The sequence below is a fragment of the Micromonospora sp. NPDC007220 genome (assembly GCF_040634035.1).
Classification (GTDB): Bacteria; Actinomycetota; Actinomycetes; order Mycobacteriales; family Micromonosporaceae; genus Micromonospora; species Micromonospora reichwaldensis.
In genome coordinates this window covers 143,957-158,530 of sequence record NZ_JBEYEU010000014.1, presented here as the reverse complement: position 1 = coordinate 158,530, position 14,574 = coordinate 143,957, and the positions used below count along the sequence as shown (strand labels likewise).

Below are 14,574 nucleotides of genomic sequence, written 5' to 3'. Positions count from 1 at the left end.
GCGGTCAGCGCCCGGCCGAGCCCGCCGCGGTGGGCCGACGGGTCCACACCGAGGACGTAGACCTCGCCGATCCGGGCCGAGCCGGGTCGTTCGTGGACCTTCGTCCAGTGGAAGCCGAGCAGCCGGCCGGTGGACCCGTCGACGGCGAGCAGGAAGCCCTCCGGGTCGAACCACGGCTCGTCGGGGCGTACCCGCAGGTCGGCGGGGGACCAGCGGCCCTGTTCCGGGTGCTCCGCGAAGGCCCGCGCGTTGAGCGCCAGCCACTCCTCGTCGTCGGCGCCGGGCCGGTACGCGCGCAGCGTCACCCCGTCCGGCAGCGGGTGGTCGGGGATCGGGGCGGTCAGCGGCCGGCGCAGCTGCCAGAGCACCCGGGCCCGGCGCAGGCCCAGGTCGACGCCGAGCGCGGCGGCGGAGGGGTGGTCGCCGTGCGCCCAGACCCGCAGCGGGCCGTCGGCCGCCGCCAGGACGCCCCGGGCCAGCGCGCGGCCCGTCCCGCGCCGCCGGTACGCCGGGTGCACCACCAGTTCCACGCCGATCCCCGCGCCCGGGTCGGTGGTGTCCAGGTGCGCGTACCCGGTCAGGGTGCCGTCGTCCGCCCGGGTGGTCAGGTGCACGGCGGGCGCGTCCGGGTCGCGCAGCCGGAGCAGGACGTGCTCGTCGAACGGGTCCGCCCCGTCCGCGTCGCCGGCGACCCGGGCGAGGGTCGTCACGTCGGCGATCTCCGTGGGGCTGAGGCGGTCGGACCGGGTCACCCGGCCGCTGCTCGCTTCGGGGTTGCTCATGTCGTCACCGTAGTCCGGTCGATCCCCGCGCCGCCGCGCTCGGCCGGCCGCCGGGGCGGTGCGGCGGTCGCCTGGCCGGACCGCCCGTGGTCGGGCCGTCCGCCGGCCGGCTCACGTCCCCCCGTCGGGCAGCGCCTCCACCTCGAACCGGCTGGTCAGGTCGGGCAGGATGCGGTGCAGGGCGTCCACCGTGCCCTGCCGGTCGCCGCCGGCGTCGTGCAACAGCACGACCGAGCCGGGTACGACGTCCGCCACGACCGTCGCCGCGATCCGGCTGGCTCCCGGCAGCTCCCAGTCCGCCGGGTCCACGGTCCAGTGCAGCGGCGTCATGCCGAGTTCGTGGGACACCGACACCACCTGGCCCGTCCAGGCGCCGCCGGGCTGCCGGTAGTACGCGATCGGCGCGTCGGGCACCGCCGCCCGGATCGCCTCGCTGGTGCGCAGCAGGTCCGCCCGGATGGCGGCCGGCGACCGGCGGCCGAGGTCGACGTCGTGGTTCCAGCTGTGGTTGCACAGGGTGTGCCCGTCGGCCGCGATGGCCCGGATCAGGTCCGGGTGGCGCTGGGCGTTCTCGCCGACCACGCAGAAGGTGGCCCGCACCTGGTGCTCGCGGAGCAGGGCGAGCACCTGCGGCGTGTACCGCGGGTCCGGTCCGTCGTCGAAGGTCAGCGCGACCAGCGAGGTGCCGCTGGTGGTCTGCGCGCCGAACGGCCCGTCGGCCGGTACCGGCGACGGCGTGCCCTGGGGGCTGGCGCCGCCGTCCTGCCCGGCCTCCGCCGGGCTGGTGCTCGGCGCACCCTCCGGGGTCCGGCGCGGGGTGTCCTTCGTCGGCGGCTGGTCGGCGTAGTGCGGGCCGGTGGCGCTGGTGGTCACGCTGGACCGGGACGTCGGCGGGTCGGGGACCAGGCTGCGCCCGAGGGCGTACGCGGAACCGAGCAGCGCGGCGACCACCAGCGTGACGAGCCCGATGGTGCGCGCGGCCGAGGGGTCCCGGATCAGTGGGCCCCATCGCGTCGATCCGCCGCCGCCCCCGTGGTCGATGCGCACTCCGCCGCCCCCTTTTTGTCGCAAACCCGGCAGTCAGAATAGAACCGGCTAGCAGCGCAAAAAGGGCATATGCGAAACCGTCCCTGAAAGGGACGGGGAGGTCAGACCGGCAGGGGCGCGTGCTCGCTCTCCGGCAGGGACCGCGAGGGCGGTACGACGAACTTGTAGCCCACCTGCCGCACCGTGCCGATCATCGACTCGTACTCGGAGCCGAGCTTGGCGCGCAGCCGCCGGACGTGCACGTCGACGGTGCGCGTGCCGCCGAAGTAGTCGTAGCCCCACACCTCGCGCAGGAGCTGGTCCCGGGTGAACACCCGGCCCGGGTGCTGGGCCAGGAACTTCAGCAGCTCGAACTCCTTGTAGGTGAGGTCGAGCGGCCGGCCCTTGAGCTTCGCGGCGTAGGTGTCCGGGTCGATCGTCAGCTCGCCGGCGCGGATCGAGCCGCCGGCCCCGGAGGTGGCGTTGTTCAGCCGCCCGACGGCGAGCCGCAGCCGGGCCTCCACCTCGGCCGGCCCGGCGGCGGCGAGGATGACGTCGTCGACGCCCCAGTCGGCGTTGAGCGCGATCAGGCCGGCCTCGGTGACCACCGCGACCAGGGGCACTCCGAGCCCGGTGGCGTGCAGCATCCGGCAGGTCGCCCGCGCCTCGCTCAGCTCGGAGCGGGCGTCGACCAGCACCGCGTCCGGACTGGGGCCGGCGACCAGGGTGCGGACGTCGCGTGGCGCGGTGCGGACCGAGTGCGGCAGCAGGTCGAGCGCCGGCAGCACAGCGGATGGTTCGCCTGCGCGCGCGGTCACCAGCAGCAGGATCTCCACGATCACCTCCGTCCCGGCGGCCGTCGGCCGCGCGCGACCAGCGCACTCCGTGGCGGGGCGTGACGCTGATGAACTTGCGTGGGTCCCGGCGTCGCTGACGGGCGGGTAACGGCTTGAGCGTAACCGAAGGCCCCGGTCGCGCCTCCGCGTCCTTTCCCGTTTGCCCGGCTTGCCCCTGATCGTGACCCCAGGTTTTAACGTTGCCGAAACCGTGGCCCCCGCATCGGCCGGCGGGTCTGGCACGATCGGGGCGTGTTTCCCTCCAGCTCGCCCGAGACCGGCCGCGACCAGTGGCCCGACGGGCCCCGCCCCGGGCCGTCCGGCCCGTCCCGTGGCCAGCCGCCGGCGCCGCGCACCGGGCCGGCCCCCGACGACGACGGCGAGCGCCGGGAGCGCAGCGGCCCGCGCCGCGCCCGGCGGGCCGGTGAGCCGGCCCGGCGACCCGACGACGAGCCGGACGACGAGCCGGACGAGGAGCTGGTGGAGCCGGTCGAGGTGCGCCGCCCGCTCGCGCTGACCGTCGCCGGGTTCGCCACGCTGCTCGGGGTGGGTCTGGTGCTCGGGGCGCAGACCGCCGGCCCGGGGCACCGCCTGCCCTTCGCGTTCGTCGTCTTCGGCGTGCAGTTGCTCTTCGTGCTGGCCTGGACGATGGCCATGCGACCGCCCGCGCTGCTGCTGGTGGCCGCCGTCAGCGCCGCCGCCGCGGTGGCGGCCGACACCGCGGCCGTGCAGACGGACGTCGCCGGCCTGGCGCCGCTGGGCTACGTCGCGGCGGGCGGCTTCGCCCTCGGGGTGCTCGGCCAGCTCGTCCGGCGGGTCGACCGGGTGCGGGTGACCGACTCGCTCGGCAGCACCCTGCTGATCGTGGTCGGCGTCGTCGCCTTCGCCACCCTGATCGTGCTCAGCCGGATCCCGGCGGGCACCCAGGCCATCACGGTGTGCCTCACCGCCAGCGCGGTCGCGCTCACCGTCGCCCGGCTGACCGACGCGGTCGCGCCGTGGCCGCGGCTGGCCCCCCAGGTGCCCCGGGGCGCGGCCGGCGTGGTCGCCGGCGCGATGGTCGGCACGCTGGTCAGCGCCGTCCTCGGCAGCTACCTGGTGACGCCCTTCACCCCGACCCGGGCCGCGATCATCGGGCTGGTCGCGGCGGTCACCGCCGTGCTGGCCGACCTTGCCGTGGGCTACGCCGAGGCGGGCCGGCTGATGGCGGGGGAGCCGCCGACCATGTGGGTGGCCCGGCACATGCAGGGGCCCCTCGGTGGCTTCGCCCTGGCCGCGCCGGCCGCGTACGCCATGTGCAAGCTCGTTCTCTGACACGGCGGTTGAGCTTTTCCCCGATCGGGTACCACCGGTGGGCCGCTCCGCGGCACCCTCGGCACTGACGACAGGAGGCGGCGTGGCGCACGACGACACGTACGAGGAGCGGCCCCGGCGACGCGGGCGCAAGGTGCTCATCACCCTCGTCGTGCTGCTGCTGGTCCTGGGCGGACTGATCGTGGTGGCCGACCGGGTCGCCGTGGGGGTGGCCGAGCGGGCCATCGCCGACCAGGTCCGACAGGAGATCGCCAAGCAGGGGGCGCAGTCCTCGCCGCCGGAGGTGGAGGTCGGCGGGGTCCCGTTCCTCACCCAGGTGCTCGACGGCCGGTACGAGCGCATCTCCATCGCGCTGCGCGACGTGCAGGGCTCGGTGCGGGGCGACGCGGTCGCGCTGCCGAAGCTCGACGTGGACGCCCGCAACGTGCGCGCCTCGCTCGACACCATCCGCTCGGGGCAGGGCGACGTGGTCGCCGAGACCGTCGACGGGACGGGCACCATCAGCTACGACAGCCTCGCCAAGCTGCTCGACCGGCCGGGGCTGACCCTCGGCGAGCAGAACGGCCGGCTGGCCGTCACCGCCCCGGTCGACATCCTCGGCCAGCGTCTCACCGTGACCGGCACCGCCGACATCACGGTCGGCAAGGAGGGGCAGGTGGCGCTGAAGTTCAACGACCTGAGCGCCGACGGCCTGCCGAACCTGCCGCTGGCCCGGACGCTGCTCAGCAACTACGCCCGCAGCATCTCCATCGACGTGCCCCTGCCCGAGCTGCCGTTCCAGCTCGCCGTCCGGGAGGTCCGGCCGCTGCCCGAGGGGCTGACCGTCACCGCGGACGCCAGGAACGTGCCGATCAACTCCGCCGCCGGCTGACCGACCCGACCGATCCACCGCCTCCGGCCCCGGCCCCGAGCCGCCCGCGCTTGCGCCCGCGTCCGCCCGCGCCTGCCGGTCAGGAAGGGTCCCTTCCTCCACCGATTGCGACAGGAAGGCGCCCTTCCCTGCACCCCGGGCTACCAGTACGTGCGTCCCGGATGCTGGTCGGCCCCCTGGTGTGGCCGTGCCCGGCTGGTAGGCTCCCTGCTCATGGGGACGCTCCTCACCAAACGGCGCGCGGTCGACCTGTGCCGCGTGGCCACCTGCCTGTGTCGCCCCGTCATCTGACGGCGGGGCTGTCCTCGGCCGCCTAGCGGCCACCGGCACACAGGGATTTTTCTTCTCCCGTGCTCTCTTTCAACGCCCGGCAGCGGCGCCGTCGCACGAACCCGTGATCCGTCCATACGGTGGATCCCGCGCGTGGTGCGATCGTCACGACTTTCGATGCCCTCGTGCTGGTTCACCATCCATCCTCACCAGGGAGTGATCTGATGAGTCGCGACACCGCACTCGTCTCGGCCGAATGGGCCGAGAAGAACCTCGACGCCCCGGGCGTCGTCTTTGTCGAGGTAGACGAGGACACCTCGGCCTACGACACCGGCCACATCGCCGGCGCGATCAAGCTGGACTGGAAGACCGACCTCCAGGACCAGGTGCGCCGGGACTTCGTCAACAAGAGCCAGTTCGAGGCGCTGCTCTCCGAGCGGGGCATCAGCAACGACGACACCGTCATCCTCTACGGCGGCAACAACAACTGGTTCGCCGCGTACGCGTACTGGTACTTCAAGCTCTACGGCCACCGCGACGTGAAGCTGCTCGACGGCGGTCGCAAGAAGTGGGAGCTGGACGCCCGTCCGCTGGTTGGGGACGCGGTGACCCGCCCGGCGACGCAGTACGTGGCGCAGGAGCCGGACACCTCGATCCGGGCCTTCCGTGACGAGGTCGTGGCCGCCATCGGCACCAAGAACCTGGTCGACGTGCGCAGCCCCGACGAGTTCGCCGGCCGGCTGCTCGCCCCCGCCCACCTGCCGCAGGAGCAGGCGCAGCGGGCCGGGCACATCCCCACGGCGATCAGCGTGCCGTGGTCCAAGGCGGCCAACGAGGACGGCACCTTCAAGTCCGACGACGAGCTGCGCAAGATCTACGCCGACGCCGGGCTGGACGACAGCCGCGAGACCATCGCGTACTGCCGGATCGGCGAGCGCTCCTCGCACTCCTGGTTCGTGCTCCAGGAGCTGCTCGGCCACCGCAACGTGAAGAACTACGACGGATCCTGGACCGAGTACGGCTCGCTGGTCGGCGTGCCGGTCGCGCTCGGCGACGAGCCCGGGGAGGCCTGAGCCATGACCGCACCCACCGCTGCCGGCTGCGCCGCGCCCGACCAGGCCGCCCCGCTGCCCGCGAGCCTGGACCTGGAGAAGGAAACCGTGATCACCGGCGTCGTCCGCTCCGACGCGGGCGAGGCCGTCCCGGGCGCGTACGTCCGGCTGCTCGACTCGACCGGTGAGTTCACCGCCGAGGTGGTGACCTCGCCGGCCGGCCAGTTCCGGTTCTTCGCCGCGCCGGGTGCCTGGACCCTGCGGGCGCTCTCCCGGCACGGCAACGGCGACACCGCCGTGACCGCCGCCCGGGGCATCAACGAGGTCGCCGTCACGGTCGCCTCCTGACCCTTCCACGCTCTGATCGGTCCGTGGCCCGTCGCCTTCGCAGGTGGCGGGCCGCGACCGTCTCCGGGCACGGTCGACCGGCGTGACACGATTGCCCCCGTGAACGGCGTGGAAGCGGCGGGGCAGGCCCCGCCTACCGGTCCCGATCGGCCGGCGGCCCCCCGACGGTGGCTGCCCTGGCTGCTCGCCGGCACGGTGGCGTGGGCGGTGCTGCTGGCGGCGCTGACCTGGCTCTCGGTGCGCAACGATCCGCCGACCGTCCGGGAGCAGCGCACCCTGACCGAGGCCGGCCCGCTCGTCGACCGCGCGGTCGGCGCACTGGTCGCGGCGGCCGGCGACACCGCCGTGCTGACCCCGCCCGTGGTCGACCGGGGCTGCCGCGTCACCCCGTTCGCCGAGGGCGCCACCCTGACCCGCGGGGTGGACGTGTTCGTTCCCAGCGGCCTGGAGCGGTCGCTGCTGGAGCGGGTCGCCGACCGACTCCCCGAGGGCTGGCGGGCCGGGGTCCGGGTGACGGCGGAGGACGGCCCCCGGCTGCGCGCCGACGCGGGCGAGTTCGTCACCGTCTCCGGCGGGGTCGAGGCGGACGGCCTCGTCCGGCTGACCGCCGACACGGGCTGCCGGCCGGTCGGCGAGGGCTACACCGCGCCGGCGGTCGGCGCCGACGGCGCCGAGGCCGAGGCCCTGGCCGCGGCGCTGCGGGCGCTCGGCGGCCCGCCCGGGTCGGCCGCCGAGGTGGTCGTCGCGCCGTGCCCCACCGGCGGCACGGCCCGCACCGCCCGCGCCGCCGCCATCCCGGCCCCGCCGTCGCCGGCCGACGCGCTCGCCTCCGTGGCCCGCGTCCCGATGCTGGACACCGCGCAGGCGTACGCCTACCGGCGCGGCGCCGCCATGGTCGTCGCCGACCTCTCGGGCGACCAGGTCGTCGTCTCCGTCAACACCGGCTGCCCCGCCTGAGGAGGTGGTCAGCGGCCGCGCGGGTGGTCGTGCGGGGCGCGGCTGCGGCCCAGGGCGTCGACGTGGCCCCAGCGGCCGGGGATGTCGAGCAGCTCGATCCGCCCCATCCCCTCGGGCACGGCGGGGTCGATGATCAGGTGGTCGCCCTGCGGCTCCAGGCCCAGCATCACCCGGAGCAGCAGCAGCGGCGTGCCCGCCGACCAGGCCTGCGGGCTGCACGCGGTGGGGTACTCCACCGGGTAGTCGGTGAGGTCCCGCTCGTAGCCGGCGAAGGCCTCCGGCAGTCGTCCGTCGAAGAACGGGGACGCGGCCAGCATGGCCTCGCAGATCTGCCCGGCCTCCCGGCGGAAGCCGTACCGCCACAGCCCCCAGGCGATGATCGAGTTGTCGAACGGCCACACCGTCCCGACGTGGTAGCCGACGGGGTTGTAGCGCCCCTGGTCGTCGGCGAGGGTCCGGACGCCCCAACCGGAGTAGAGCCGTGGCCCCATCAGGTGTTCGGCGATCCGGCCGGCCCGTGACTCGTCGACGATGCCGCTCCACAGCAGGTGCCCGATGTTGGAGGTGAGCGCGTCCACCTGCCGGCCGTCGGCGTCCAGGGCGAGCGCGTAGTACTCCCGTTCCGGGATCCAGAAGTCCCGGTTGAACCGGATCTTGAGCTCGGCCGCCTCCCGCTCCAGCCGGTCGGCGTACGCGGGGTCGCCCCAGAACTCCCGGGCCAGTCGGGCGCCGCGGATCTTCGCGTCGTACGCGTAGCCCTGGAGTTCGCAGGTGGCGCGGGGGAAGCCGGGGAACCGGCCGTCGCGGTACGAGATCGAGTCCCAGGAGTCCTTCCAGCACTGGTTCGCCAATCCGGTGTCCGGGTTGCGCGTCTGGTACCAGAGGTAGCCGGTGCCGAGCAGGTCCCCGTACGTGTCGATCCAGGCGAGGGCGGCCCGGGTCTGGGCCTCCAGTCCCCGTACCAGCTTGTCGTTGCCGGTCCACCGCTCGTACTCGTCGAGCAGGATGACGAACAGCGGCGTCGAGTCCGCCGAGCCGTAGTACGGCGAGTGGGGCTGTTCCTCGAAGCCCGCCGTCTCGCCGTAGCGCAGCTCGTGCAGGATCTTGCCCGGCTCCTCGTCCCGGAAGTCGTCGATCCGGTGCCCCTGGAGGCCGGCCAGCATCATGAGGGTCGGCGGGATCAGCTCCGGCAGGAAGGGCAGAACCTGGAGCGAGGTGATGATGCTGTCCCGGCCGAACAGCGTCATGAACCACGGCAGGCCGGCGGCCACCAGGCGTACGCCGAGGGTGATCGACTCGTAGCGCAGCGCCGCCAGGTCGTGGAGGCTCTGCCGGTACGCCCCGGCCAGCGGCTGGCAGTCGCAGCCGAGCTTGGGCGCCCGGGCGACGAGCTCGTCCTGCTCGGCCCGGATCGCGTCCGGGCTGCGGCTGCCCCCGTACTGCGGGAGGTTGGCCCGGATGTCCTCGCCGCGCGCGCCGTAGACGACTGTGGACACGTGCAGCCGCGTCGTCCACTCGCCGCGCGGGCCGACCCGGACCCGGTAGGTCATGCCGGAGACCTCGATGTGCGCGGGCATGCTGGTGCGGATGACCGTCTCGCGGTGGAACCTCTCCCGGCGGTAGGTCAGGCGCAGCTCGTTCTCGCCGACGGTGGCGGTGGAGTGGCCCTCCTTGCGCCGGACATGCTTGATCTCGAACAGGTCCGCGAAGTCGGCGCCCATGGCGAGGTGGACGACGAACTCCATGTCCTCGCCGGAGTGGTTGAGCAGCGTCAGCTCCTCCTCGAAGCTGCCGCCGATGGCCCGGCTCCGGATCATCGAGACCTTCGCGTCCAGGTAGTGCGTCGGTTCGCCGGGCACGAGGAAGAAGCGGGTGCGGAAGGACTCCGCGGTGTCGACGGAGAGGGCGTGCAGCCGTTCGCCGTCGAGGGTCAGCAACCAGGTGGAGAGGTGCCGGGTGTCGAACGAGAAGAGCCCGGTCGGGAAGTCGAGGGACGGCTCGATGTCGCCGCGGCTGTCGCTGACCAGGAAGGTGTTGCCGTCCAGGATGCTGACCAGTTCCTTCACGGCAGCCGCCCGGCCTGTTTGCGGGCGACCGTGCGGGGGTCCCGGGTGCCGGGCGGGTCGGGGAAGAACCGGTGGAACAGCAGGAAGAGCACGATGTCGCCGCTGAAGCTGCTCTCGTTGCGCAGCACCGACGAGATCGCCTGGGCCCGGCCGGTGACGAGCCGGTCGAACAGGTCCGCGCTGGTGTACCAGATCGCGTCGGCGGGCCCCCGGTCGCGGCTCACCTCGATCTCGCCCGGACGAAGGCGGACCAGCCAGTGCACCGTCTGACCGCCCTCCGCGAGGTCGATCTGCATCGTTCCGCTGACCGGGCTGACCAGCACCTTGGGGGCGCGCGCCGGCAGTGATTCGAAGAATCGCTCCGTCGCCTCGGTCACACCCGAATCGTAGGCATCTGTCCGACCTGTCGGGCCGGTATCGGCGGGCGGCGGTCAGTAGACCAGGGCCTGGGCCCCCTCGGCCATCGTCTCCTCGACGAACACCGCCGCGCCGGCGATGCGGACACCCGGCAGCACGTCGTCCGGCCCGATGTCCCGCCGGGCGGCGCACTGCGTGCAGGCGGTCACCGTTCCGGTGGTGAGGATCACGTGCAGCAGCTCGGCCAGCGGGGCCGAGTGCGGCAGCTCGAACTCCTGTGCCTTGCCCGGCAGCGCGAACCAGGTCGACTCCCCGGTCAGCCAGAGCGACACGTGCACCCCGGCGGCGGCTGCGGTGGCGGCGACGGTGAATGCCTGGGCGCACCGCTCCGGGGCGTCCGCGCCGGCGGTGGCCTTGACGACGAGAGTGCGGGCCATGGGGCCCAGCATAGGATGGTCACGATGGTTACCGAGATCGGGTTCGTCAGCCTGCTGGTCGCCGGCCTGGGCGCGCTCGCCGGTGGCCTGGTCTACCTGGCCGTACGCATGTCAAGAGGGCGCTGGTGAGCTGTCGTGGCCGCCGGCGGAGAGGCGGAGTGAACCGGTGAGCGACGAGAACCCCCTGCAGCCGCCGCCGTGGCTGAACGCGCCGCCGGTCGACCCGTACCCCTACGAGGAGAGCCACGACCTGCGCGTGGGCCCGAAGCTGCATCCCGCGCTGGACGGCCTGCTGCCGTACGTCGGGGTGTGGCGCGGCCGGGGGCGGGGTGGCTTCCCCACCATCGAGGACTTCGACTTCGCGCAGGAGATCCGGATCAGCCACGACGGCCGGCCGTTCCTGTCCTACGAGTCGCGCGCCTGGCTGCTCGACGAGCAGAGCCGCCCGGTCCGCCCGGCGGGTCGCGAGGTCGGCTGGTGGCGGCCGGTGATGGACGGCGACCGGGCCACCGACGAGCTGGAGGCGCTGATGAGCGTCCCCACCGGCGTGATGGAGCTGCACATCGGCAAGCGCAAGGGCACCCAGATCGAGTTCGTCACCGACGCGGTGGTCCGTACGGCGACCGCCAAGGAGGTCACCGCCGGTCACCGCCTCTTCGGCATCGTCGAGGGCGCGCTGCTCTACGCCCAGGAGATGGCGGCCCTGGGCCACTCCCTCTCCCCCCACCTCTCCGCCCGCCTCACCCGGGTGGCCGGCTGACCCTCCTCCCGGGGGTCACGGGCGGGGAAAGCCCAGGAGCGCCTGGAGGGCGGGGGTGTGCGCGCAGCGGCGCAGCGGGACGGCGTCCAGGGTGCGGATCTCCGCGAGGCCACGGACGGACGAGCTGAGCCAGACGCCGTCGGCGGTACGCAGCTCGGCCGGGGTGACCAGGCGCTCCTCGGCGCGCAGGCCGAGTGCGTGGGCGTGCGCGAGCAGCCAGGCGGCGGTCACGCCCGGCAGGATGCCGGTCTCGGCGGCGGGCACCGTGCAGAGGGTGTCACCGGCCAGCCAGACCAGGTTGGCCGTCGGCCCCTCCAGCGCGTACCCGTCGGAGGAGACCCAGAGCGCGTCGTCCACGCCGGCGCGGGCGGTCCACCGGCGGGCGGCGGTGCTCACCGCGTACGAGATGGACTTGACCCCGGCCGGCAGCCAGTCGAGTTCGGCGCGGGCCCGCGCCGCGACGCCGAGCGGCAGGGTCGCCACGGTGATCCCGTGCCGGCGCGCCGCCCGGGTCGCCGCCGGCACCTCGCCCAGCGTGGCGTAGCCGGTGGGCGAGGTGCCGCCCTCCGGGCCCCGGGTGCAGACCAGGCGCAGCGCCCCCTCCACCTCGGCGGGCCAGCCGGCGCGGACGGCGTCCAGCAGTTCGTCCAGCACGTCGGCGGCGGGCAGCGTCAGGTCGACGGCCGCCGCCGCCCGGGCGAGCCGGGCCAGGTGCGCGTCGCGCAGCCACGGCCGCCCGTCCCGCAGGTGCATCGTCTCGAAGAGCCCGTCGCCGTGCAGCACGCCCCGGTCGTCGCCGCGCAGCACCGGCTCGCCGGGCGGCACCAGCCCGCGGCCCGGCACGGCGATCCTCGACGCCACCATGACCGCCGAGCCTAGCCGCGGACCGGTCGACACCGGCGGCGCGCGTGGCGGGGCGAACTATGATCGGACGGTGTCCGAATCCTCCCTCGCGGAAATGCTCCGCGCCCGTGGGCTACGGCTGACGGCGCAACGGCAGTTGATCCTCCAGGCCGTGCTGGACCTTGGGCACGCCACCCCGGAGCAGGTGCACACCGCCGTCCGGGAGGTGGCCGCAGGGGTCAACATCACCACCATCTACCGCACGCTGGAGCTGCTGGAACGGCTCGGCCTGGTCACCCACACCCACCTCTCGCACGGCTCGCCGACCTATCACGCGGCCGGCGAGGACCAGCACGTCCACCTCGTCTGCCGGGGCTGTGGCGCGATCGACGAGATCGATCCGGAGCTGCTACGCCCGCTGGCCGACCAGTTGGCGAGCCAGCGCGGGTTCCGGGTGGACATCGGCCACGTCTCGTTCTTCGGCCTCTGCGTCCGCTGCGAGAACGGGGACCGGAAATGATCGACATCGCGGGCGCGGTGAGCGTCGAGAGCATCGACGAGGCCAGCCGCGACCAGCCCGAGCCGGCGCACGCGGCGGCCGGCGTGCGGGGCGTGGCGGCGCACTACGGCGACCCGATGCGCGAGCAGCGCACCCTCGACACGGCGGTCGGCCTCGTCGACCGGTCGCACCGGGGCGTCGTCGCGGTGCCGGGCGAGGAACGGATCGGCTGGCTGCACACCCTCACCAGCCAGCACCTCGCGCAGCTCGGTGCCGGCCAGGGCACCGAGCTGCTGGTGCTCTCCCCGCACGGGCACGTCGAGCAGCACGCCATGGTCGCCGAGGACGGCATCACCACCTGGCTCGACACCGAGCCGGGCGCCACCGCCGGCCTGCTGTCGTACCTGGAGCGGATGCGGTTCTTCAGCAAGGTCGAGCCGCGCGACGTGACGCCCGAGCACGCGCTGCTCTCCCTGGTCGGGCCGGAGGCGCCCGCCGCGGTGGAGACGCTCGGCGCGACCGGGCTGGCCGCGCCCGACGTGGTCGCGGTGCCGGGCCCGAAGTTCCGCTCCGGCGAGCTGCCGCCACGGCCGACCGCGCTGTACGACGTACGCCCGCTGCCCGTGGGCGGCTGGGCCCGCCGGGGCCCGCTCGGCGTGGACCTGCTGGTGCCCCGGGCCGCGATGGAGCAGGTGGTCACCCAGCTGCGGGGCAACGGGGTGCCGGTCGCCGGGCTGTGGGCGTACGAGGCGGTGCGGGTGGCCGCCCGGCGGGCCCGGGTCGGGGTGGACACCGACCACCGGACCATCCCCGCCGAGGTGGACCTGGTCGCCCCGGCCGTGCACCTGGACAAGGGCTGCTACCGGGGCCAGGAGACCGTGGCCCGGGTGCACAACATGGGCCGGCCGCCGCGTCGGCTCGTACTCCTGCACCTGGACGGGGTGACCACCGACCAGCCGCCGGTCGCCGGCACGCCGGTGACCCTCGACGGCCGGGCGGTCGGCTTCGTCGGCACGGCCGTGCACCACCACGAGCTGGGCCAGGTCGCCCTGGCCGTGGTCAAGCGCAACGTCGCCGACGACGCCCGCCTCCTGATCGGGGAGACCGCCGCCGCGATCGATCCGGCCTGACCGCCGATCGGCGAAAGAATCTCTGCTTCGTGGCGCTGAGGCCGGAAAAGTTCCGGTCGACTGGCTCGCTGACCTCGGTCTAGGATCCGGGCATGACGACAGGGACGTTGATCACGGTTGCCCCCACCGGCGCGGAGTCGGCCAAGGCCGAGGTGCCGGCGCTGCCGGTGACGCTCGACGAGCTGCTGCTGACCGCCAAGGAGTGCGAGGCGCTCGGCGCCGCCGTGATCCACGTCCACATCCGCGACGACGAGGCCAGGCCCACCCTGGACCAGGGGCGGCTGCGGGAGACCGTGACGGCGCTGCGGGAGAGCACCGACCTCGTCGTGCAGCTCTCCTCGGGCGGCGCGGTGACCGACCCGGAGGCCGACCGGCTCGCCGTGCTCGACGCCGGGCCGGACATGGCCTCCTGCACCATGGGCACGCTCAACTTCGGTGACGACGTCTTCCTCAACCGGTGGGAGTTCATCGTCGACCTGCACACCCGCATGCAGGAGCGCGGCATCGTGCCCGAGTACGAGATCTTCGACCTCGGCCACCTGACGGCCCTGCAACGGCTGCTCGGCAAGTACGGCCTGCCGGCCGGTGGGCACGTGCACGTCGACTTCGTGATGGGCGTGCCGGGCGGCATGCCGGGCACCACCCCGGCCCTGGTCGCCGCCCACCAGGCACTGCGCGACCTGCCCGAGGGCACCACCTTCTCCGCCACCGGCATCGGCCGCAGCACCATCCCGGTCATGCTGGCCTCGCTCTCGGCCGGCGGGCACCTGCGGGTCGGCATGGAGGACACGGTGAACTACGCCAAGGGCCGCCCGGTCGAGTCCAACATGCAGCTCGTCGCCCGGGCGGTCGGCTTCGCCCAGCTCGCCCAGCGGCCGCCGCTGACCACCGCCGAGGCGCGCGGGCTGCTCGGCGTGCCGGCCACCGGGCGGTAAGCGGCGACCCGGGCCGGCACTGCTGTACACCGGGTCGCCGACGACCTGCTCACCCGCCCGCCGACCGCTGCCGGAGCTGCCGGTACCGTCC

At 74.1% G+C, this 14,574-nt stretch carries 18 protein-coding genes; 11 read left to right on the top strand and 7 right to left on the bottom strand.

All coding sequences use genetic code 11. The features are described 5' to 3' along the window. The 3 genes from mshD to ABZ573_RS22885 form a co-directional block, all read right to left on the bottom strand. Positions 1–782, bottom strand: a 782-nt coding sequence (gene mshD, locus ABZ573_RS22895) for a mycothiol synthase (protein WP_358120733.1), incomplete at its 3' end; no start/stop codon positions are given. Between the two features lie 111 nt (positions 783–893). Continuing rightward, positions 894–1,781 carry a polysaccharide deacetylase family protein gene (locus ABZ573_RS22890; protein ID WP_327031105.1) on the bottom strand — a complete coding sequence of 296 codons (888 nt, stop codon included), beginning with the start codon at positions 1,779–1,781 and terminating at the stop codon, positions 894–896. Between the two features lie 149 nt (positions 1,782–1,930). Beyond that, positions 1,931–2,650 (bottom strand): response regulator transcription factor, encoded by a 720-nt coding sequence (locus tag ABZ573_RS22885; RefSeq protein ID WP_192581269.1) that lies wholly within the window; start codon positions 2,648–2,650, stop codon positions 1,931–1,933. Between the two features lie 246 nt (positions 2,651–2,896). On the opposite strand from ABZ573_RS22885, the gene ABZ573_RS22880 reads away from it, so the two are divergent. The 6 genes from ABZ573_RS22880 to ABZ573_RS22855 all read left to right on the top strand — a co-directional run bounded on the left by ABZ573_RS22880 (position 2,897) and on the right by ABZ573_RS22855 (position 7,456). After that, the gene (locus ABZ573_RS22880; RefSeq protein ID WP_358120729.1) at positions 2,897–3,958 is read left to right on the top strand and encodes a hypothetical protein; all 1,062 of its coding nucleotides are present in this window, start codon (positions 2,897–2,899) and stop codon (positions 3,956–3,958) included. An 82-nt stretch (positions 3,959–4,040) separates the two neighbouring features. Continuing rightward, complete coding sequence (locus tag ABZ573_RS22875) at positions 4,041–4,829, top strand: DUF2993 domain-containing protein (RefSeq protein WP_327029758.1); 789 nt, start codon at positions 4,041–4,043, stop codon at positions 4,827–4,829. A 213-nt stretch (positions 4,830–5,042) separates the two neighbouring features. Continuing rightward, entirely contained in the window at positions 5,043–5,120 is a 78-nt protein-coding gene (locus ABZ573_RS22870) for an Ms5788A family Cys-rich leader peptide (protein WP_311202345.1), read from the top strand. A 203-nt stretch (positions 5,121–5,323) separates the two neighbouring features. Continuing rightward, positions 5,324–6,172, top strand: a complete 849-nt coding sequence (locus tag ABZ573_RS22865; RefSeq protein ID WP_151452967.1) for a sulfurtransferase — start codon at positions 5,324–5,326, stop codon at positions 6,170–6,172. Positions 6,173–6,175: 3 nt separating this feature from the next. Then, positions 6,176–6,499: a DUF1416 domain-containing protein gene (locus tag ABZ573_RS22860; protein WP_132230747.1), complete on the top strand. Its 324-nt coding sequence runs from the start codon at positions 6,176–6,178 to the stop codon at positions 6,497–6,499. A 99-nt stretch (positions 6,500–6,598) separates the two neighbouring features. Beyond that, a complete protein-coding gene (locus ABZ573_RS22855; protein ID WP_151452969.1) occupies positions 6,599–7,456 on the top strand; it encodes a hypothetical protein in 858 nt (285 codons plus the stop codon). Positions 7,457–7,464: 8 nt separating this feature from the next. Here ABZ573_RS22855 and ABZ573_RS22850 read toward each other — a convergent pair whose 3' ends face one another. From ABZ573_RS22850 to ABZ573_RS22840, 3 genes are read right to left on the bottom strand one after another with little or no spacing between them, the layout of a single operon-like run. After that, entirely contained in the window at positions 7,465–9,522 is a 2,058-nt protein-coding gene (locus tag ABZ573_RS22850; RefSeq protein WP_358120724.1) for a glycogen debranching N-terminal domain-containing protein, read from the bottom strand. Beyond that, positions 9,519–9,899 (bottom strand): SCP2 sterol-binding domain-containing protein, encoded by a 381-nt coding sequence (locus ABZ573_RS22845; RefSeq protein WP_151452971.1) that lies wholly within the window; start codon positions 9,897–9,899, stop codon positions 9,519–9,521. Before ABZ573_RS22845 ends, ABZ573_RS22850 begins: the two co-directional genes overlap by 4 nt. Positions 9,900–9,953: 54 nt before the next feature. Then, positions 9,954–10,328 carry a DsrE family protein gene (locus ABZ573_RS22840; protein ID WP_132230751.1) on the bottom strand — a complete coding sequence of 125 codons (375 nt, stop codon included), beginning with the start codon at positions 10,326–10,328 and terminating at the stop codon, positions 9,954–9,956. 12 nt (positions 10,329–10,340) lie between these two features. Between ABZ573_RS22840 and mtfM the strand changes: the two genes are divergently transcribed. Continuing rightward, positions 10,341–10,445 (top strand): small membrane protein MtfM, encoded by a 105-nt coding sequence (mtfM, locus tag ABZ573_RS22835; protein ID WP_036376929.1) that lies wholly within the window; start codon positions 10,341–10,343, stop codon positions 10,443–10,445. 37 nt (positions 10,446–10,482) lie between these two features. Beyond that, positions 10,483–11,076: an FABP family protein gene (locus tag ABZ573_RS22830; protein ID WP_151452972.1), complete on the top strand. Its 594-nt coding sequence runs from the start codon at positions 10,483–10,485 to the stop codon at positions 11,074–11,076. Positions 11,077–11,091: 15 nt separating this feature from the next. Here the strand turns inward: ABZ573_RS22830 and ABZ573_RS22825 are convergent, their stop codons facing one another. After that, positions 11,092–11,940 carry an aminotransferase class IV gene (locus ABZ573_RS22825; protein WP_358120718.1) on the bottom strand — a complete coding sequence of 283 codons (849 nt, stop codon included), beginning with the start codon at positions 11,938–11,940 and terminating at the stop codon, positions 11,092–11,094. Between the two features lie 70 nt (positions 11,941–12,010). Between ABZ573_RS22825 and ABZ573_RS22820 the strand changes: the two genes are divergently transcribed. The 3 genes from ABZ573_RS22820 to ABZ573_RS22810 all read left to right on the top strand — a co-directional run bounded on the left by ABZ573_RS22820 (position 12,011) and on the right by ABZ573_RS22810 (position 14,483). After that, positions 12,011–12,439, top strand: a complete 429-nt coding sequence (locus ABZ573_RS22820) for a Fur family transcriptional regulator (RefSeq protein WP_132230754.1) — start codon at positions 12,011–12,013, stop codon at positions 12,437–12,439. Further along, a complete protein-coding gene (locus ABZ573_RS22815) occupies positions 12,436–13,548 on the top strand; it encodes a folate-binding protein YgfZ (protein WP_151452974.1) in 1,113 nt (370 codons plus the stop codon). The genes ABZ573_RS22820 and ABZ573_RS22815 overlap by 4 nt, the downstream gene beginning before the upstream one ends. A 92-nt stretch (positions 13,549–13,640) precedes the next feature. Continuing rightward, on the top strand, positions 13,641–14,483 hold the full coding sequence (locus tag ABZ573_RS22810) for a 3-keto-5-aminohexanoate cleavage protein (protein WP_151452975.1): 843 nt from the start codon (positions 13,641–13,643) through the stop codon (positions 14,481–14,483). Positions 14,484–14,574 lie beyond the last annotated feature (91 nt).

What these genes read in the sequence shown, in the direction of transcription:
- mtfM (WP_036376929.1), top strand. Translation starts at nt 10,341, where the DNA reads ATGGTTACCGAGATCGGGTTCGTCAGCCTGCTGGTCGCCGGCCTGGGC.
- ABZ573_RS22825 (WP_358120718.1), bottom strand. Translation starts at nt 11,940, where the DNA reads ATGGTGGCGTCGAGGATCGCCGTGCCGGGCCGCGGGCTGGTGCCGCCC.
- ABZ573_RS22810 (WP_151452975.1), top strand. Translation starts at nt 13,641, where the DNA reads ATGACGACAGGGACGTTGATCACGGTTGCCCCCACCGGCGCGGAGTCG.
- ABZ573_RS22870 (WP_311202345.1), top strand. Translation starts at nt 5,043, where the DNA reads ATGGGGACGCTCCTCACCAAACGGCGCGCGGTCGACCTGTGCCGCGTG.
- ABZ573_RS22840 (WP_132230751.1), bottom strand. Translation starts at nt 10,328, where the DNA reads ATGCTGGGCCCCATGGCCCGCACTCTCGTCGTCAAGGCCACCGCCGGC.
- ABZ573_RS22815 (WP_151452974.1), top strand. Translation starts at nt 12,436, where the DNA reads ATGATCGACATCGCGGGCGCGGTGAGCGTCGAGAGCATCGACGAGGCC.
- ABZ573_RS22860 (WP_132230747.1), top strand. Translation starts at nt 6,176, where the DNA reads ATGACCGCACCCACCGCTGCCGGCTGCGCCGCGCCCGACCAGGCCGCC.
- ABZ573_RS22865 (WP_151452967.1), top strand. Translation starts at nt 5,324, where the DNA reads ATGAGTCGCGACACCGCACTCGTCTCGGCCGAATGGGCCGAGAAGAAC.